The organism is Embleya sp. NBC_00888, assembly GCF_045207655.1.
Taxonomy (GTDB): domain Bacteria; phylum Actinomycetota; class Actinomycetes; order Streptomycetales; family Streptomycetaceae; genus Embleya.
This window is the reverse complement of record NZ_CP108785.1, coordinates 5490400-5509487: the sequence shown is the minus strand read 5'-3', so window position 1 is coordinate 5509487 and position 19088 is coordinate 5490400. Positions and strand designations below refer to the sequence as shown.

The window sequence follows — 19088 nt, the reverse complement described above, 5'->3', positions numbered from 1 at the left end:
GTCAGTCCGCCTTGATCACGATGGAACCGAGGTGCGTGAAGTGCACCGCCACCCGTGACCCGGGGTGCAGCGGCACCGCCTCGGTGAGGCCGCCGGTCAACACGACCCATCCGGCCTCCAGTGCCTGCCCGCGCTTGGCGAGTTCGTTCGCGGCGAACGCGAGAGCGTGTGCCGGGTTGCCGAGGATCGCTGCGCCGGTCGCACTGTCGACGACCTGCCCGTCGACCTCGAGCAGGCAGCCCTCGAGCGCGAGGTCGAGCCCGTCGGGCGGGAGTTGCAGCGGGCCGGTGATGTAGCGACTCGACGAGTTGTTGTCGGCGACGACGTCGGGGAGCGTGAAGGAAAACCCCGTGAATCGGCTGTCGATGATCTCGATGCCGCCCACGACGCTCGCGACCGACTGCATCGCGCGGGCGGCGGTCACGCCCGGGCCGCGGAGTTCGCTGCCCAGCACGAAGACGATCTCGGGTTCGGCCCGCGGATGGATCAGCCGGTCGGTCGGCACCGCCGTCCCCGGGGCGAGTTCCATCGTGTCCGTCAGCCAGGCGATCGACGGGGTGTCGACGTGCATCTGCCGCTGCTTGGCCACCGACGTGAGTCCGAGCTTGACCCCGACGATCCGCTCCCCGCGAGCGACCCGGAGCCGGACCGCCAGGTCCTGGGCACGGTAGGCGGCGTCCAGGTCGAATTCCGGCCAGCGCGACGCGATGCCCTCGGTCGGGGTTCGCCGGGCCTCGGCGTCGAGAAGCAGTTCGGCCACGATCTCCGATGTCCACGAACGCTCGGGGCCGGCCATCAGGCGGCTTCCTGGGTGTCCGCGGCGAAGACGGCGCCGACCGACCCCAGCCCGGCGAGGTGTGCGCTCACGGTGTCGCCCGGGCGGACGGACTGGGCACGGGTCATCGCCCCGGAGAGAATGACGTGCCCGGCCTCCAGCGTCACGCCGAGCGATCCGAGGGCGTTGGCCAACCAGACCAGCGAGTTCAGCGGCGACCCGAGCACGGCCCCTCCCGCACCCGTGGCAACGACTCCTCCGTTGAGGTGCAGTACGCACCCCGCGAGCCGCAGGTCGATCGACCGAGGCGAGACGGGGTGACCTCCCAACACCACGCCCCCCGACGAGGCGTTGTCGGCGATGGTGTCGACGATCGTCAACTGCCAGTCACGGATCCGGGAATCGATGATCTCGATCGCCGGCAGGAGGCAGTCGATCGCTCGGACGGCGTCGGCCATGGTGACGCCCGGCCCCGAGAGGGGTCGCGCGAGGATGAATGCGATCTCGGGCTCGATGCGCGGCTGTATGAACCTCGTCGCGGAGATCGGGAAGTGCTCGAGCTCGAACATGCTGCGCATGAGGTGTCCGTAGTCGGGCTGGTCGACGCCGGTCTGGATCTGCATCGCGCGCGACGTGAGACCGACCTTGTAGCCGACGATCTCGTCACCACTCTCGATCCAGCCGGCGACCTGCTGCTTCTGGATCGCGTAGGCGTCGTCGACACCTAGGTGCGGATGACCGTCGATGACGGGATCGGTGGCCTCGCGACGCTCGTAGGCGCGGCGTAGTCGCTGCGCGGTCGCGCGATGTACGGCGGCGTTGTCGGTGTTGTCGTGCTCAACCAGGCCCGCAGACATGCTGGTGCTCCTCATCAGTACGTTGAGCGGCCGCCGGAGATGTCGAAGACGGCCCCGGTCGCAAAGGAACATTCGGGTGAACTCAGCCAGGCGAGCAGAGCGGCGACCTCCTCGGGGCGACCGAGCCGGCCCATCGGGATCTTGGAGGTCATGTAGGCGACGTGCTCGGGCGTGGACTGCCCGACCATCGGGGTTGCGATGAGCGCGGGCGTCACCACGTTGACGAGCACGCGCGTGGCGACCAATTCTTTCGCGAATGCCTTGGCGAACGCGATGACGCCGCCCTTCGACGCGGAGTAGGCCGCGGCCTGCGGATTGCCCTCCTTGCCGGCGACGGATGCGAGGAGGACGATCCGGCCCGCGTCGGACCGGCTGAGCGCCGATGCTGCGGCGCGACACATGCGGAAGGTGCCGCCCAGATTGACCCCGACGACCGAGTCCCACTCGGCGTCGGACGTGTCGGCGACCGGGTCGTTCGCCCCCGGGATGCCAGCGCAGTGCACCAAGGCATCCAGTCGTCCGAGAGCGTCGACGGCATATCGCACCACTGCGGCGCACTCCTCGCCGTCGCTGACGTCCACGCGTACCGCCCGTGCAGTCGATCCGGAGCCGGCGATCTCGTCCGCGAGCTCCGCGGCGGCGTCCACGTTCCGATCGGCGACCACGACGGCGTACCCGTCGTTCGCCAGCCGGCGTGCGGTGGCGCGCCCGATGCCCGACGCGCCGCCCGTCACCAGTACGACCCGTTGCTGATCACTCGCACGCTTGGTCCGATCCATGCATTCATCCTGTTGAGTTCGCCTGGGGCACACCAGATCGAAGAACTGGAGTCCGCTATCCGCAAAGTGGATCGGTCGGGGTCGGATCCACTGCGGTGCCGTAGGAAGGACCCGACACATTCCGGGTTCCGCACGGATCCGTGGATCCGGCCGACTATCCGTGCCGAAGCGCCGTCGTCGCCGGCTGCGGACCGCACGGCGGCCGTCCCGGCGCGGACGACGAAGAGGGGGGTATGACCGTGCAGGTTGACTGGCTGACCAGCTTCGTTGCCGTCGTCGACCACGGAGGCTTCGCGGCGGCGGCGGAAGCGATCTTCCGTGCACAGTCGCGGGTATCGGCGCACGTCGGATCTCTCGAACGGGAGTTGGGTGTGCAACTGTTCGATCGCCGTGCGCGGCCGGTGGCCCTGACGCCCTCCGGCGAGGCGTACCTGGCCTATGCCCGCGGCACGCTGACACAGCTGGACCTCGGACGCAATGCGGTCGCCGAGGTCAACGGCCTGATCCGCGGCCAGCTCGCGGTCGCGGCGCACCCGAGCGCAGCCGCGAGCTTCCTGCCGCGGGTGATCCGGGACTTCCGCCGCCGGTTCCCGGGCATCCACGTCGAACTCGTCGAGGAGTTCGTCCACGTCGACGAAGCATTGCTGACCGGCCGGGTGCAGTTGGGGCTGCGCCCGCGCTACCCCGCGACCCAGGACGGACGCCTGCGGGGGTTCCCTCTGTGGAGCGAACCGATGCGCGTCGTCGTTCCCGCGCATCACGAGCTGGCGCGCGTCGGCGAGCCCGTCCGCACCGAGGACCTGGGGCTGTACGACCTCGTCGTCCCGGGCCACAACCTCGGCCAGACGGAGGCGTATCAGATGCTGCTCCAGCACGACGTCACGCCGACCGTCGCATACCTGACCAACATCCCCCAGACGCTGATCGCGCTGGTCCGCAACGACCTCGGCGTGGGGTTCACGAACTCGCTCGCCGTCGACGGCTGCGGGCACGACGGTGTGTGCGTCCTGCCCTTGGCGGACCCGGCGCTCGTGCGCGAGGTCGCTGCCGTGTTCGAGACGAGTCAGGAGTTCGCCGTCATCCGCAGCCCGTTCTGGCAGGCGATCCTCGACGCCCCGCTGCCGGCCGGCACCGTCGACCTGCGCCCGGCCCCGATCGAGGCTCCAGCTCAGCGGTGATGCGCCGTGGCGTAGTGGCGGGCGAGAAGGTTCTTGCCGTAGTCGTTGCCGTTGGGCGTCCGCACGATCGTGTGGACGTGGTACGGCTGCGGCTCGGGGTTGTCGAGGAACACCCCTGAGTGGTTGTCGTACTCGATCAGGATTATGGGGCTGTGGACCCGGTAGTAGAACGGCTCACCGTCGCCCCAGCCGCCCATCCACAGAACGTGTGTCACGTCGAGATGGCGATCGATCTCGGCCTGCCGCGCCAGGCGTGAACCGTCCGGGAGCACTCGCAGGTAGGGCCGGATGAGGTTGTGCAGCAACGTCCGCTGCTCGCGGTCGAGGCTGTCGCCGGAGAGCCCCTCGTAGGGCAGCACCAGGTTGTCCTGGCCGGCGCCGGCGACGTGTCGACCGTTGATGGGTCCGGCCAGATGCGGTGGCAGATCCGCGTTGCGGATCGACCGGTACGCGACCGCTCGGTCGCGCTGTGCTCCGTTCAGGGCGTCCATGAAGCGCACGGCCGCCTTGATGTGTTCGGCGAACAGTTCGTGGCCGTCGAACTCGGTCCCGAGGAAGCTGGGGGTCAGCACGACCTGACCGCCCACGATCAAGCAATTGAGGTCGAGGTGATGCCCCATCAGCTGCCAGCCCCACGGCTCCGTCTCCGACGGTTCGCCGAAGATGGTCAACCAGTACATGTACTCCTTGAGCGTGTCCTCGTAGCCCGCACACAGCTCGCCGAGGCGGGCGTTCAGCCGCATCGCCGTCCGGATGTCGTCCATTCCGGCTGCCGACACCGTGGCGCGGACGAGGTCCATCGCCAACCCACGCCGGTCGGCGCCGAGTTCGTCGAGCAATACCCCGTGCTCCGGGAAGGTCAGAAACGCGTTGATCCAGTGCTGCCACTCCACTGCTTCGACGGACAGGACGGCCTTCCGCCTGTGATCCGCGTCGAGACAGTCGAGCCAGGCGCGGGCCGCCCCGGCGATGACAGCCGTGGAGAGCCCCTCGTCACGCAGCCCGAAGAGGTCGGGCCGCGGTACGCCGTCTTCGGTGATCCCGACGAAAGACTGTGCCGAGGTATGGAGGACCGGGGCAGCCTCCGACACCGCCGCGAACACCTCCGGCCCGAGCGGCATCATCGACGCGTCGATGTGGCCGCGGCGGAACGGGCGGCGGACGGGGCTCGGTCGGGCCCCTCGGTAGACCGTCCGGTCGTCGTCTGAGGGCATGACATTCCTCCGATCACGGTTCGGGTGACAAACAGGGGTTGTGGGCAACCGATGAACGGTCGCGACACACCGCCCGTCCGGGGTGGCGATCCACTTCGGAGCTCGAGTTCTGCGAGACCGTAACACCGGGAATCGGCCCGGCGAACCGAACCGGATCTCGAACCTCGCAGGTGATCGATCCGGATCCCGGAACCTGACCAAACGCCTTTGGATCCGGGGGCGCCAGTGGTGCCGTGACCGGATTGGTTCGTGGCGTTGCTGTTCGGCGCTGTCGGCCGGAGTCTCGGTTGGAGGGTCCTTCGGGGTTGTTCGGGTCGTTCGAGCGGGAGGGTGCGGGTGGCCGAGGGAGTCGTGGTACGGCGGTCGAGTAACAACATCGGGCGCCGCGTGCAGGCGATCGTGCGCCGGGACCGACCAGTGTCCGTGCCATCGTCCGCCTCCTCCAGGCGGACGATGGCACCGTGCGGGATGTGATCCACCGGTTCAACAAGTCGGGATGGAAGCCTGGACCCACGGTGGACGGGAGGCCGTCCCCGCCTGTCGACGCCTGACGACGAGGACTTCGTCGTGGCGACGGACACCACACGCCCGACGAGACTCGGCCTGCCGTCAACCCGCCAGCCCATCCGCAGACTCACCGAGCACCTGCCAGGACTGCCAACCTCACGCGCACGCGTCGGCACCGAGGCCCTGGGCGCCTTGTCGGACCGCCGCAGTGTCACGTTCCAAACGGATCGAGCACGTCACGCGGCACTTTCCCGACCGGGTTTCGCGAACGCGCCGCCTACCTCTTGACGAACGGGTTGAAGGCCGGTCTCTCGACGTACTGGCCGTTCACGATCTCGTTCGTGAACGTGATCGGGTTGACGATCCTCGGGTAGTCCTTGAGCGGGCCGGCCTGGTCGAACGACAGCGATTCGAGCCAGTAGAACTTCATGTTCTCGACCTTGTTCATGGCACCGAGCACGCTGGCACGAGTGATTGGCCCCTTGATGTCCTGGGCGACCTGCGCAAAGAGCTTGACCGCGAGCCAGGCGTTCAGGCCGACACCTGTGATGACCTTCTCGTCCGGCGCGTACTGGGCCATCGACTCCGAGTACGCCTTGCCGGTCGGATTGGTCGCGTTGCTGGACGGTGTACCGACGCAGACGTAGTTGCCCTCGGTGATCTTGTTGCCGGCCTGCTTGATCAGGTCGGCGGAAACCGTGGCATCGCTCATGACTGTCTTGAGGGCCGACTTGCTGGAGCTGATGGCCTGCCACAGGGCTAGGTTGGCCTGCGGAGTCATGCTCGAGACGACGACCTGCGCACCGGCATCGTCGAGCTGCGAGACGTACTGCGTGAAATCGGTCGCGTCGGCTGGGACCTCGATCTTCTTGACGATCTTGACGTCGGACGTTTTGGCACCGGCCTCGAAGTAGGAGTTGAGCGTCCCGACGGCCGGCGTCGAGATGTTCATGACGCCGATCCTGCTCGCATTGAGGTACTTCTTGGCGACCGCCGGCATGGCGGCGAAGCCAGGGACACCGGCAGACGTCGCGAAGCTCATCGGACTCCTGGCGTCGGAGTCGGACACCAGGGAGACACCCACGTTGGCGAGTTTGGCCGCCTCGATGATGGGATTGATCTGGTCGCCGAAGAGGCTGAGCCCGCCGACCAGAGCGACATAGTCCTTGTCCTGGGTCGCGGTCTGCGCACATTTCACCGCCGCGTTCGGATCGTTCCTCTCGTTGCACGAGGCGAGTTCGAGCCGGCGCCCCTTGATGCCGCCGGACGCATTGATTTCCTTGACGGCCGCCTCGGCCGAGGTCTTCATGAACGGTAGCGACGTCGCAGGGGACTGCAGCTCCGAAATCTGATAAAGCTTGATCGGCCCCGCATCGGACCCTGCCTTCTTATCGCTCGAGCCGCACGCGCTCAGCGCCATCGTGACCACGACAAAAAATACCAACAATCGCTTCATGCTGTCTCCTTGTGGAATCCGAACGAGCCCGAACTCGATCCCTGGGATCGTGTGACTCAGATCACGGCGACGTCCACGAAAGCGTGTCTCAAGACGGGCCGGTCGGTCCATGCCGAAAAGGCGACCTCGCTGATCCGGAAACCGGATAGGCAGAACACGTCGTGAAAGCTGTCGACAGGCGCTCACTTCGAGCGCGGCGGTAGATCCGCCGCGTAAGCGACGCACACAGCGCACCAATGGTGCGGGGTGTCGCGGCGGATGCGGCCAGAGCAGGCAAAATCGAGCCTGACGTCATCTTGACGACGGCGGCGACCGGCCCACACTCGGCAACCGGGCGGATAAGTAGAGCCCGTTCCGGATACTCGACAACGAGTTGACTGAGTAGTGAGAGAAACCAGATCCAGAATAACGTCCTTCGGTTGAGGCTTGCGGAGAAACAAATAGTGACTTCCGTCGTGGCTGGTCATTGTTGCGCCATGGGGATGTCGGAAGAAACCGACGCGGTGCCGGCGGCGAAGTTCGAGGCGTTGTTTCCGCATCCGGACGAGCGCCAGCGCCGGTTGGCCACAGGAGCGCAGGTCCGGCCGCCGGGTCATGGCGAATCAGGAAGGTGACCCGTGCGGCCGGGGTGCACGCGCTGCGCTGGACAACGAAGTCGACCCGTCATCTGCCCGGCGAGCCGACCGGACAGGGCCACCGCGTCTCGGCGGAGACCGTGGCCGACCTGATGCGTGAGAAAAGCTTTAGCCTTCAGGGCTATGCCAAAACCCCCGACGGCAGGCAACACCCGGACCGTGAAGGCCAGTTCCGCTACATCAACGAGCGGGCCCGGGACCACCAAGCCGCCGGGGACCCGGTGGTCGGCGTCGACACGAAAATGGAGGAAGTGGTCGGCAACTACAAGAACACCGGCAGCGAGTGGCACCCTGCGGGCGAGCCGGCCCGGGTTGCGGATCCGCGGCTTCCCGGATCCGGAGCCGGGCAAGGACATCAGGGCCCTCCCCGTCGCGGAGAGCCGCGCGATCGGCTTCGCGCACGACGCTCCGGAGAAGATCGCGCATTGCGGCCTCCGCTCGTTGCTCGGCCTCGACGACGGCTGAGCCCGCACTTCCGTTGATCCGTTTTCCGTATGTCGAGTGCGCAGAAACGGCGTTGAACGGCAGCCCGCTGGGTGTGACGATCATGTGCGCCATCAGTGCCCCGGACGCATCGCAGCCGACCAAGACGACGTCGGACGGTTGGTCGGCGCACTCTCTTTCGGCCACGCGGCCACCCACCAGATGGAGGAGCTCACGTGGAGGACATCGCGTACTACGGCCTTATCGGGCTCGGCCCTGGTGCCATGCTCGGCCTGCTGGCGCTCGGGCTCGTGCTGGTCTATCGCGGAACGGGTGTCCTCAACCTGGCGCACACCTCGCAGGCCGCGCTCGGAGCCTACATGTATGCGTACTTCAGCAACTCGATGGGGATCCCCCTGGCACTCTCCCTGCTCGCCGCCGTCCTCTGTGCCGGCCTGTCCGGTGTCCTTGTCCAGCTACTGGTCATGCGCCCGCTGCGCCTGGCCTCACCGCTGACACAGCTCATCGCATCAACGGGAGTGCTCCTCGTGATCCAGGCGGGACTGCTGCTCGCCTTCACGAGCGACGCGCAGAGCGTCAAGTCCCTCCTGCCGACGGCCCCTCTCGATCTGTGGGACGGCCGGTCGATCGGTCGAGACCGCCTGCTGCTCGTAGTCGTCGCGATCGTTGTGACGACGATCTTGTGGGCGATCTTCCGCTACAGCAGGTACGGGGCGATCACCGCCGCGGTGGCCGAGAATCCGATCGCTGGGCAGACGCTCGGGCACGACCCTGGACGTATCGCGATCGGCAGCTGGTTCCTCGGCGGTGTGTTGGCAGGCTTGGCCGGATCTCTCCTCGCACCTCTGAGTGGTCTGAATCTCGTGGCCTTCCTCAGCCTCCTCGTCCCGGTGCTCGCCGCCGCACTGGGCGGCGGTCTCGTGTCCTTCCCGCTGACGATCGTCGGCGGCATCGGGATCGGTGTCGCGCAGTCCGAGGCGACGGTGCACACCGACGTCCGCGGCGCCGGAACGATCGCGACGTTCGCACTCCTGGTCCTCCTGATGCTGTTGCGCGGCCGCGCGATCCCCTCGCGTGGCTTCGTCGGCACCCGGATGCCCTCCTTGGGAGACGGCCGGATCCGTTGGGCGCTGGTCCTGCCGACCTTCGCGGTCACGATCCTGCTTGTGTGGGTCGTCCTGCCCGTGGAGTGGAACTTCGCCTTGCTGACGAGCCTGCTCGTGGCGATCCCGATGCTGTCTGTCGTGGTCGTCACCGGATATGCGGGACAGGTTTCGCTCGCCCCGTTCGCGCTCGCGGGTGTCGGCGCGGTCGTCGCGTCCGAACTCGCCCACGACCACCCCGGGATCCCGTTCCTGCTGCTGCTGCTGATCGGCGGAATCTGCGCGATCCCGTTCGGCTTCGTCCTCGCCTTCACCGCGAGACGTATGCGAGGGGCAAGTCTCGGGATCATCACGCTGGGGTTCAGCGTCCTGCTCTATGCGACGGTCTTCAGCCGCAGCGATCTCGTGACGGTGCCGAGCCCGACGATCCTCGGCCTGGATCTCACGCCGATCATCGATCCCCGTCGCTATCTGACGGTTGTCATCTTGGTGTTCGTGATCTTCGGTCTGCTCGTAGCCAACCTCCGTCGTTCCCAAGGTGGACGCCGGTTGATCGCGGTGCGAGGCAACGAGCGTGCGGCAGCGTCGATCGGTATCAACGTCAACGGTGCCAAGACCACGGCATTCGTGATCTCGGCCTTCATCGCGGCTGTCGGCGGAGTGTTGCTGGCCTTCCGGTCCACCGCCGTCGTCTACGGCAACTTCGACCCGTTGTCGTCGATCAGCCAGCTTGGCTGGACGGTCATCGGTGGGCTCGGCTGGATCATCGGTCCGCTCGTCGGCATGACGTTCGCGAGTGGAGGTGTCGGCAACCAGGTCGTCGCCTCGGCCTACAACGACCAGTTCGCGTGGCTGCCGATGGTCGGTGGCGTGGTGCTGCTCGTCACGATCCTGCTCAACCCCGATGGAATCGTGTCGGTCAACGTCTCGCTGGTCCGCCGTCTGGCCACTCGTCGCCGGCGCAATGCGCCGGCGCGGATCCCCGAGCCGGCGACACCACAATTGCAGCGCGGCACACGGACACGTCGGGCCCTGACCCTGACCGACGTCAGGATGTCGTTCGGCGCGGTGCACGTACTCAAAGGCGTGTCGCTCACGGTCGAGCCCGGCACGGTGCACGGGCTGATCGGGCCGAACGGGGCCGGCAAGACGACGCTCCTCGACGTCATCAGCGGCTTCGCGCACCCGCAGAGCGGGCAGGTCTGCCTCGGCAACGACTCACTGCGGCGGATGCCAACCTGGAAGCGGTCGCGACTCGGGATCGGCCGGTCGTTCCAGAGCCTCGAGCTGTTCGATGACCTCGACGTCTACGACAACATCCGGGCGGCGTCGGAGATCAACCGTCGAGACCATGTGGTCCGCGAACTGATCCGGCCGCAGGAGGTCTCCTTGAGCCCAGCCGGCTGGGAGGCCGTACGCCTCCTCGAACTCGACGGTGTTCTCGACCGCCGCATTGAGGAACTCTCCTACGGCAAACGGCATCTCGTGGCGATCGCCCGGGCACTCGCCACCGACTCGGACATCGTGCTGCTCGACGAACCGGCCGCGGGTCTGGACGAGGTCGAGACCGCGGAACTGCGTACGCTCATCCGCCGGATCGCCGAGCAGAGCGGCATCGGTGTCCTGCTGATCGAGCACGACGTGGAACTGGTCATGGATGTCAGCGATGTCGTGACCGCCCTCAACTTCGGCGAGGTGATAGCCAGCGGTGCGCCGAGCGAGGTCCGGAAAGCCCCGGAGGTCATCGCGTCCTATCTCGGCGAAGAGATCGAGAACGTAGGCAGTGCGGATCTGACAGCCGGCGCGCACGGAGGTGTCCTGTGAGCCCAATAGTCGAAGCGTTCGAAAAGAACGTACCGATACCGAGTGGCAAGGTCGTACTCGCCGCCCGCGGACTGAGCGTCGGTCACGGTGGCTCGGTCGCCTACGTGCAAAAGCTCGATCTGGAGGTCGGACAGGGTGAGATCGTCGCGTTGCTCGGCGCCAACGGCGCCGGCAAGACGACCACGCTCATGGGGCTCGCCGGGCTCCTCACAGCTCAGGAGGGCACGGTCGAGCTGGACGGCGAGACCGTAGCCACACCTCTCCACTCCCGCGCGCGTCATGGGTTGTCCTTCGTCACGCAGGAGCGTTGCGTCTTCATGAGCCTCACCGTGCGGGACAATCTGCGGGTCGGCGGATGCGACGCGAGCGCCCTGGACTACTTCCCCGAGCTGAAGCCGCACTACTCCCGGACCGTCGGTCTGCTCTCGGGTGGCCAGCAGCAGATGCTGGCAGTAGCGCGCGCGATCGCTCGTCACCCCAAAGTCCTGCTGGCCGACGAGTTGTCGCTGGGGCTCGCGCCGATGCTGGTCGACCGGATCCTGGAGGCCCTCGTCGAGGCATGCCGGAACGAAAACCTCGGCGTCCTGCTGGTCGAACAGCAGGTCACCAAGGTGATCGGCATAGCCGACCGCGGTGTGGTCCTGCGTCGCGGTCGACTCGAACTGACCGACACCGCCGCATCTCTGCGCGGTCGGATGGACGAGGTTCGCCGCCTCTACCTGTGATCGCCAGGAGGTTGTCCTTCGCTCACCGATGCCGCGCCGCTGACCGGCGAGCACGCCGGGCCCGACTGCTGGTCTTCGCCGCGAAACTGCGCTCATCCAGGCCGCGCCGGCCGGAGACCGGGCCGGTGCAGGCGTCGCCCAAGAGTGTGGCGGCGAGGTGGAGAAGACGTTGTTCCTGCGCGACCTGGACGCACACGCACCCCACCGCGCTGCCCGCCGAACGGCGCCGCTTCCTGGCCCAGGTCGGAGCGTCCGACCTGGCAGGCGCTGGTGCGGTGCGAGCACAACCGGCACCACTCGATCCTGCTCACGCTGCTGGCCCAGTCCTCGGTCGACGTCCTGGACTCCGTGGTGCAATTCTTCGACCAGACGCGTTCGGGCTCGGCGCCGCGGGCCCGGATCAAGCTGAGCGACGAGTTCGCCGAGCGGGCTCAAGCTCTCCGAGGACCGGCGCGCCCTGCCGGACGAAATCCTGCGGGAGCCGAACGCCATCGGCGCCAGCAGGGCTACCTCGACCGGGCCGCCGCCACGGGAGACGCGACCTGCTACCGGCACTGTGGGAGCTGTGCGCGCTGCGCGACGGCCTGCGCTCGGGGGACGTCTTCGTGCCCGCCCGGCAAAACCCTCGTCCTCACCGAGGCCGGGATCGAGGACACGGTGACGTTCGAGGAGGAGACCGGCACCTCCAGGCGCCTCCACCCGTTCCAACGGCCGCAGTTCGGCGAACTGCCCGCTTACGCACGGCACGGCGACACCGTGCACATCTCCGAGATGTTCCGCCTCGTACAAAACACGCGACATATCCTCGAGGTGCTCGACGTCCTGCGCCAGGGCCGCCTCCCCCACGTATGTCAATGGCCTCTGATCTCTGGGTCTTCGGCTATTTCCGTGAAGCCGGTCAATCCGCGAGGAGTATTCGTCGTCGCAGGAGCGCGAAGCTCGCGCGGCCGTAGGTCTGGCGTTTGAGCATCTTAAAAGTTACGTGGAATCTGCCGGGGTGATCATGTCTCCCTGGTGTAGCCACGAACTTGGGAGACGGCTTGAGCGCCGCTGCGGGAGTGACGGAGAAGTGGCCGGTGCTGGGGCGCCACGAGAGGGCAGCGGGCTGGCTGCAGGTGTGGTGCGATCTTGGCCGTGCGCCTCGGACGATCGATGCCTACGCCCGCGGGCTGGCCGAGTACCTGGTGGTGTGCGAGCGAGAGGGTGTCGACCCACTCGCTGCCAGTCGGGCTCATATTGCCCTCTACGTAAGGGAGTTGACTGAGCGACGCAGTCATCGTGGCGTGAACGTGGTCTCGATTGATTCGGGGGCGGGTCTGGCGAACGCCACAATCCAGCAGCGGCTGGTACCGGTGCGGTTGTTCTACGACTTCCTGATGGAAGAGGGACTGCGGGAGTCCAATCCCGTGGGCCGGGGCCGCTATACGCCGGGCCGCCGCTGGGGCGGGCACCAGCGTGGCCTGGTGCCGCGGCTGACGAAGCTCCCGTGGATCCCGAGCGAACAGCAGTGGTTGACGATCTTGGAGGTCGCGCGGGAGGAGCCGATCCGCAACCGGGTGATGCTCGCCCTGGCCTACGATTCCGCGCTGCGTCGCGAAGAGCTGTGCTCGCTGCGGACCGATGACCTGGACCCGGCTCACCGTACGTTGCGGGTGCGCGCGGAAACGACGAAGAACCGGCTGGAACGAGTGGTGCCGTACTCGGCGTCGACCGGCGTGCTGATGTCGGCCTACCTCGCCCACAGGGCCACGGTCAGCCGGGCGAGAGGCCCGCTGTTCCTCTCCGAATCGCGGCGCAACTACGGCCGGCCGCTGAGCCTGTGGACGTGGTCGAAGGTGGTACGCCGGATCGCCGTGACGGCCGGCGTCCCGCAGTTCTCCACGCACACCACCCGACACCTGTGTCTGACCGATCTGGCCCGCATGGGCTGGGAGTTGCACGCGATCGCGACCTTCGCCGGGCACCGCCACACCGACTCCACGCTTCAGTACATCCATCTGTCCGGCCGGGACCTGGCCGACAAGCTCGCCCGCGGCATGGAGCACATCCACGCGTGGCGAATACAGGCGCTCATCTCCCCGAACGGCACGTCGCCGGAGGTGGCACGGTGAGTACATCTCGGCTGGCCCTGCCCGCGGAGAACGGGCCCGAACGCTGGTCCTGGCCGATCCTCCCGGACCACTACGACACCGCTCTCGAAGGTCTGGCCCGCCGAGGCCCTGGCAGTGAACGAACTCGGGGTGCGGAATCTGCGCCGGCTCAAGGACCACGATCCGTCCGCTGCCGGGTGGCGGGTGATCCGCCGTCTGCTGGGCCCGCTGGAGGCGGTCAACGCCGCCCTGGACTCGCCGTCCACCCCGCACCGTCGACGCGCCATGCTCGACGTGATCGCCGTGCTGCTGACACGTTGCGCGGAGACCGGCCGGACCTTTTGGGGATGGACTCCGCAGGAGTGGATCCATCTGCTCGGCCGCAACCAGACCGAGTTCCACCAGCACGGCCCGGGCTGGGTCACCGATGAGGTCCGCCCCTATCTCGCCGCGCACGCCTACCTGCTGGGCTCTTTCAACGAATTCCACCGCCTCGGCGGCTTCCAGCGGCTCACCCTGTCCTGGCGGATCTTCGGACGCGACCGGGTGAACAGCGAGATCGCCCGCATCCGCGCGGTCCTCGCCTCCTGGGGCTACCAACTCGGGCGGGACGACGACACGCTGCTGCCGATGGTGGTCTGCCAGTTGCTTCTCCTCAACCGCAGCCCGCATCTGGAGGATCTTGACACCTCGCTGTTCGACCGGGTCCGCCGCGAGAAGCCCTCTCTGTCAGTGTGTGGCGAGACGCCCGATAGATCCGGGTTAGCCTGAGAGGGCACGACAGGAGCACCACCTTCATGACCAGCCCGAATCCCGGCGGCGACCCGGCTTCCAAGCCCAAGCGCCGCACCTTCTCCCCGGAGTACAAGCTCCGGATCGTCACCGAGTACGACGGCGCCCCGGATGCCGCCGGACGCGGCGCGATCCTGCGACGCGAGCGGCTGTATCACTCCCACATCCAGGAATGGCGGGCCGCGCGCGACGCCGGCGCCCTGGCGAAGCTCACCGACCGACGCACGAGCCCCGCCCGACCGAAGAAGCCCGCGGCCGAAGCCGAGAACGAGAAGCTCCGGCGCAAGGTCGAGCGCCTGGAGAAGGAGGTGGCCAAGCGCGACGCCGCGCTGGAGATCCTGGGAAAAGGGGTCAAGCTCTTGGAGATGCTCTCCGAGAGCGAGGACCGAAACACGCCCTGAACCACCAACTGACCCTGATCGTCAACGAGTTGGCCCCGCACATCGGGATCGTGACCGCCTGCCGACTGATCGGCCGCTCCCGCGCAACCCACCACCGCCACCTCCACCCGGCCGCCGCGATGCCTCGAAAGCCCCGCTCGTCGCCCGCCTCGGCGCTCGACACGGACGAACGCGCCGCGATCCTGGAGTTGATGAACACCGGCGAGTACGCGGAACTGCCGCCCGCGCAGATCTGGGCCCGCGAGTTGGACGCCGGCCGCCATCACTGCTCGATCTCCACGATGTATCGCATCCTGCGCGCGGCCGGCCAGGCCGGTGAACGCCGCCGCCAGGCCACCCACCCCGCCAAAACCGTGCCCGAACTCGTCGCCGACGCCCCCTCGCAGGTGTTCACCTGGGACATCACCAAAGTGAGGGGTCCGGCTAAGGGCGTGTGGTTCCACGCCTACGTGATCATCGACATCTTCAGCCGATACGTGGTCGGCCACACCGTGGAGCGGGCCGAATCGGCCGAACGCGCAAGGGAATTCGTCGCGGACGCCATCGAGCGCAACGGCCTGGTCCCCGAGACCGTCCACGCCGACCGCGGCACGTCGACGACCTCGAGGAAGGTCTCCCAACTCCTGCTCGACCTCGGGGTCGTCCGGAGCCATTCCCGGCCGAGGGTCTCCAACGACAACCCCTACAGCGAGGCGAACTTCAAGACCATCAAGTACACGGGCGACTTCCCGGGCTCCTTCGACTCGCTCGCGCACGCCCGCGAGTGGTTCGAGGGGTTCGTGTCCTACTACAACCACGAGCATCGCCACTCCGGAATCGGCTACCACACGCCCGCCTCGGTGCACTTCGGCACCGCCGGCCAGGTCCGCGACCAACGCGCGATCACCCTCGCCCGGGCATACTCCGCCCACCCCGAACGCTTCGGACGACGCCCCACACCACCCGCGATCCCCACCACGGCATGGATCAACGACCCCGCCAAACGAAGGGAACCCGAACCGCACAGTTCATAGCTTCACGGACGTCTCATTGGACTTGAAATCTTCCGAAGATGCTGGCCGGCTCACAGCACTACACCCTGCACGCCACGCAGCGGGCGGTTGCCGAACTCGGATTCTGTGATCCTCCCCAGCCCATCACCGGCCGCCACTCGGCACGGGCGACCGGCGCCCTCCCTGTCAGACTCTCGTGAGACATGAGGACAATCGACTCTTCTGTTGTTAGTAGGGCGAGAACAGGATCTTTCGAGCGTGACGCTGAGTAGTGTCGACCTTGAGGCCGGTGTGGCCGATGATGAGGCCGTGGGCAAGAAGAAGCGCGGTCCCCGCGCGGGCGGGCCGAAGCGGCGGTCCTTCACCCCGGAGTACAAGCTTCGGATCGTGGAGGAGTACGAGCGGCTGACCGAGCCCGGCGCGAAGGGCGCGCTGCTGCGCCGGGAGGGGCTGTATCACTCGCACATCATCGACTGGCGGACCGCCCGGGACGCCGGCGCGCTGGATGCGCTGGCCGCGAAGCCGTCCGGACCGACGGGCAAGAGCGCAGCCGAGAAGGAGGCCGAGCGGCTGCGGGCGGAGAACGAGAAGCTGGCCGCCGAGCTGGCCAAGTCCCAGAGGGCGCTGGCCATCCTGGGAAAAGCACACGAGCTCTTGGAACTGCTCTCCGGGAGCGAGGACTCCGAGCCCAAGCGGACGAAGTGATCACTGAGGCGTTCGCCGCCCTGGAGCCGGTCGTCGGGATCAAGCCGGCCTGCGAGCTGACCGGCCGCTCGCGGGCCACCGTCTACCGGCAGCGCCATCCCAAGCCCCGCGTGGCCGGGCCGCGCCGGGCGCCGGCAGCTCACCCCGCGGCCCTGTCCGAGCTGGAACAGGCACGGGTCCTCGGCGTGCTGCGCTCGCAGCGGTTCGTGGACAAGTCGCCGGCGCAGATCTGGGCCACCTTGCTGGACGAGGGCACCTACCTGTGCTCGATCTCCACGATGTACCGGCTGCTGCGCGAGCACGGGGAAGTCCGCGAGCGCCGCGCGCAGGCCACCCACCCGCCCCGGGCCAGGCCCGAGCTGGTGGCCAACGGCCCCAGCCAGGTGTGGACCTGGGACGCCACCAAGCTCAAGGGCCCGGACCGCGGGATGTACTACGACCTGTTCGTGATGCTCGACATCTACTCCCGCAAGGCGGTCCACTGGCTCGTCGTGCCGCGCGAATCGGCCGCACTGGCGAAGGAGTTCATCGAAGACGCCTTCCGCGCCAACGGCGGCGTCGTCCCGGACGTAATCCACGCCGACCGGGGCACCTCGATGACCTCCAAACCGGTCGCCCAGCTGCTCGCCGACCTGAACATCGTCCGCTCGCACTCGCGGCCACGCGTGTCCAACGACAATCCGTACTCGGAAGCAAACTTCAAGACCTTGAAGTACTGCCCGGTCTTCCCCGACCGGTTCGGCTCACCGGCCGACGCCCGCGCCTTCTGCCAGCGGTTCTTCACCTACTACAACAACGTCCACCGGCACTCCGGCATCGGACTGCACACCCCCGCATCCGTCCACGACGGCACCGCGGTGACGATCCGAGCACGGCGGGCCGACGTCCTGGCCGACGCCTACGCCACCAACCCGCACCGGTTCCGCCGAAGACCGACGCCACCCCGCCTCCCGAAGGCGGCCTGGATCAACCAACCCGCCAAGGAGGAGCATCAGGAAGAACCCGCAGCCTGACGTGTCTCACCGGAATTGACAGGCACCGGCGGCGCGAAGACGTGGGAACAGTGGGTCGATCGCTGGTATGCCACCTCTACGCTCACGCCGCGTCCGCGGCGCCATGCGCTCCGCCCTCCTCAGGGTGGGCCGGTGGATAGTCGCGGAACAGCCGGACGTTGCTGACCCGACAGACTGGACGCGGCAGACCTGCGCGACCTGGATCGCCGCAGTGGACCGGATGAAGGTCGGTGACTACGTTCAGCGAACGGCCGGCCTGGGGGACCGTCTCGGCAAGCCACTCGAAGCGTCGACCAAGGCTGGGCAGATCACCGCGCTGCGGACGTTCTTCCGGGACTGCCAGGAATGGGAGTGGCTGCCCCGCAGCTTTGACCCACTACGCACGCTGGCAATCCCGCGCAGCATCACCGCCCTCCTCGGCCCCGACCCGCAGGTGATCGCCGACGAGGTCTGGGCGAAGCTTCTGTGGGCGGGCCTGAACCTGGAGGCCGCGGACCTCCCACAGTCCCAGGCCGGGCAGTTCTATCCCTTGGAACTGGTCCGCGCGGTCACACTGACCTGGTTGTTCTCCGGTCAACGCAGCAACGAGATCGCCCGATTGAGGGTGGGCTGCATCCGTTGGCAGCACGACGGCGCCCCCATCACCGGTGACTCACAGCAGGTCCTGGCCCGCGACACCGTCTGCCTCCTCGACGTCCCGCCCCACAAGACCGGCACCGCCTTCAGCAAGCCGGTCGACCCGATCCTCGGCCAGGCCGTCGATGCTTGGCAGGCTGTCCGCCCGGATCAGCCGACGTTCACCGACCGCCGCACCGGAGAGCGCGTTGACCTGTTGTTCGCCATCCGGGCCCGCCGCGTCTCCACCCACTACATCAACAACACGATCATCCCGATGCTCTGCCGCAAGGCCGGCGTCCCTGCTGCCGACGTCCGCGGGAACATCACCAGCCACCGGGCGCGGTCCACCATCGCCAGCCAGCTCTACAACGCCAAGGAACCGATGACGCTGTTCGAGCTGCAAGCCTGGCTTGGACACCGTTCGCCGCAATCCACCCAGTACTACGCGAAGCTCACCCCGAACACCCTGTCCAAGGCGTATTCCGAGGCGGGCTACTTCGAGCGGAACGTCCGCACCATCGAGGTCCTGATCGACCGGGACGCAGTCGCCTCCGGCGCCGCGGCCAACGGCGAGCCCTGGCAATATTTCGACCTTGGGCACGGCTGGTGCACCTATACCTTCTTCGAGCAGTGCCAGCACCGCATGGCGTGCGCACGCTGCGACTTCTACACTCCCAAGGCCTCCAGCAAAGGCCAGCTGCTCGAAGCGAAGGAGAATCTGCAGAAGATGCTGGCCAACATCCCCCTCACCGATGACGAACGCATCGCCGTCGATGATGGCCAGGCCGCTCTTGATCAACTCCTGGAACGACTCACCGATGTCCCCACCCCGGCTGGCCCGACACCCCGCCAGCTCGGAATACCTGCGACGGCCACCTTGCTTCCCCTCGTCGAGCTGCGGAACATCACGAAGCCGACGGGGAGTCACAAAGAGCCGTTCACAACCGGCGGCACCAACTGAAGGGCGAGCTGTGACGTCT

The 19088-nt window shown here is 67.4% G+C and carries 15 protein-coding genes and 1 pseudogene; 11 read left to right on the top strand and 5 right to left on the bottom strand.

Translation table 11 applies throughout. From position 1 onward, the window contains the following. Position 1: 1 nt before the first annotated feature. Genes OG948_RS58530 through OG948_RS58520 form a run of 3 tightly spaced genes read right to left on the bottom strand, consistent with a single transcriptional unit; the run spans position 2 to position 2411 of the window. The gene (locus OG948_RS58530; protein WP_331773206.1) at positions 2-796 is read right to left on the bottom strand and encodes a fumarylacetoacetate hydrolase family protein; all 795 of its coding nucleotides are present in this window, start codon (positions 794-796) and stop codon (positions 2-4) included. Further along, positions 796-1632, bottom strand: a complete 837-nt coding sequence (locus tag OG948_RS58525) for a 2-keto-4-pentenoate hydratase (RefSeq protein ID WP_331773205.1) — start codon at positions 1630-1632, stop codon at positions 796-798. The genes OG948_RS58530 and OG948_RS58525 overlap by 1 nt, the downstream gene beginning before the upstream one ends. Before the next feature lie 14 nt (positions 1633-1646). Further along, a complete protein-coding gene (locus tag OG948_RS58520; protein ID WP_331773204.1) occupies positions 1647-2411 on the bottom strand; it encodes an SDR family NAD(P)-dependent oxidoreductase in 765 nt (254 codons plus the stop codon). A 233-nt stretch (positions 2412-2644) separates the two neighbouring features. On the opposite strand from OG948_RS58520, the gene OG948_RS58515 reads away from it, so the two are divergent. Beyond that, entirely contained in the window at positions 2645-3589 is a 945-nt protein-coding gene (locus tag OG948_RS58515) for a LysR family transcriptional regulator (protein ID WP_331773203.1), read from the top strand. On the opposite strand, the gene OG948_RS58510 is transcribed toward OG948_RS58515, so the two are convergent. Together OG948_RS58510 and OG948_RS58505 are read right to left on the bottom strand one after the other, a co-directional pair. After that, a complete protein-coding gene (locus OG948_RS58510) occupies positions 3580-4803 on the bottom strand; it encodes a DUF3500 domain-containing protein (protein WP_331773202.1) in 1224 nt (407 codons plus the stop codon). The two genes, OG948_RS58515 and OG948_RS58510, sit on opposite strands and share 10 nt — an antisense overlap. Before the next feature lie 784 nt (positions 4804-5587). Next, on the bottom strand, positions 5588-6766 hold the full coding sequence (locus OG948_RS58505; RefSeq protein WP_158696126.1) for an ABC transporter substrate-binding protein: 1179 nt from the start codon (positions 6764-6766) through the stop codon (positions 5588-5590). A 476-nt stretch (positions 6767-7242) separates the two neighbouring features. On the opposite strand from OG948_RS58505, the pseudogene OG948_RS58500 reads away from it, so the two are divergent. The 10 genes and pseudogenes from OG948_RS58500 to OG948_RS58455 all read left to right on the top strand — a co-directional run. After that, a pseudogene (locus tag OG948_RS58500) lies at positions 7243-7758 on the top strand (ISAzo13-like element transposase-related protein); the annotation flags it as partial. Between the two features lie 302 nt (positions 7759-8060). Then, entirely contained in the window at positions 8061-10772 is a 2712-nt protein-coding gene (locus OG948_RS58495; RefSeq protein WP_331773201.1) for a branched-chain amino acid ABC transporter permease/ATP-binding protein, read from the top strand. Next, the gene (locus OG948_RS58490) at positions 10769-11497 is read left to right on the top strand and encodes an ATP-binding cassette domain-containing protein (RefSeq protein WP_331773200.1); all 729 of its coding nucleotides are present in this window, start codon (positions 10769-10771) and stop codon (positions 11495-11497) included. The genes OG948_RS58495 and OG948_RS58490 overlap by 4 nt, the downstream gene beginning before the upstream one ends. 1058 nt (positions 11498-12555) lie before the next feature. Then, positions 12556-13608 carry a tyrosine-type recombinase/integrase gene (locus OG948_RS58485; protein WP_406300942.1) on the top strand — a complete coding sequence of 351 codons (1053 nt, stop codon included), beginning with the start codon at positions 12556-12558 and terminating at the stop codon, positions 13606-13608. 114 nt (positions 13609-13722) lie between these two features. Then, complete coding sequence (locus OG948_RS58480) at positions 13723-14358, top strand: hypothetical protein (protein WP_406300843.1); 636 nt, start codon at positions 13723-13725, stop codon at positions 14356-14358. 26 nt (positions 14359-14384) lie between these two features. Beyond that, positions 14385-14780 carry a hypothetical protein gene (locus tag OG948_RS58475; protein WP_331773196.1) on the top strand — a complete coding sequence of 132 codons (396 nt, stop codon included), beginning with the start codon at positions 14385-14387 and terminating at the stop codon, positions 14778-14780. Further along, a complete protein-coding gene (locus OG948_RS58470; RefSeq protein ID WP_331773647.1) occupies positions 14777-15793 on the top strand; it encodes an IS3 family transposase in 1017 nt (338 codons plus the stop codon). The genes OG948_RS58475 and OG948_RS58470 overlap by 4 nt, the downstream gene beginning before the upstream one ends. 237 nt (positions 15794-16030) lie before the next feature. Next, on the top strand, positions 16031-16477 hold the full coding sequence (locus OG948_RS58465; RefSeq protein WP_331769178.1) for a transposase: 447 nt from the start codon (positions 16031-16033) through the stop codon (positions 16475-16477). Then, positions 16474-17490 carry an IS3 family transposase gene (locus OG948_RS58460; protein WP_331769179.1) on the top strand — a complete coding sequence of 339 codons (1017 nt, stop codon included), beginning with the start codon at positions 16474-16476 and terminating at the stop codon, positions 17488-17490. The genes OG948_RS58465 and OG948_RS58460 overlap by 4 nt, the downstream gene beginning before the upstream one ends. Before the next feature lie 220 nt (positions 17491-17710). Next, positions 17711-19069, top strand: coding sequence for a tyrosine-type recombinase/integrase (locus OG948_RS58455; RefSeq protein ID WP_331773646.1), 1359 nt, complete (start codon positions 17711-17713; stop codon positions 19067-19069). The last annotated feature ends 19 nt before the right edge of the window (positions 19070-19088 follow it).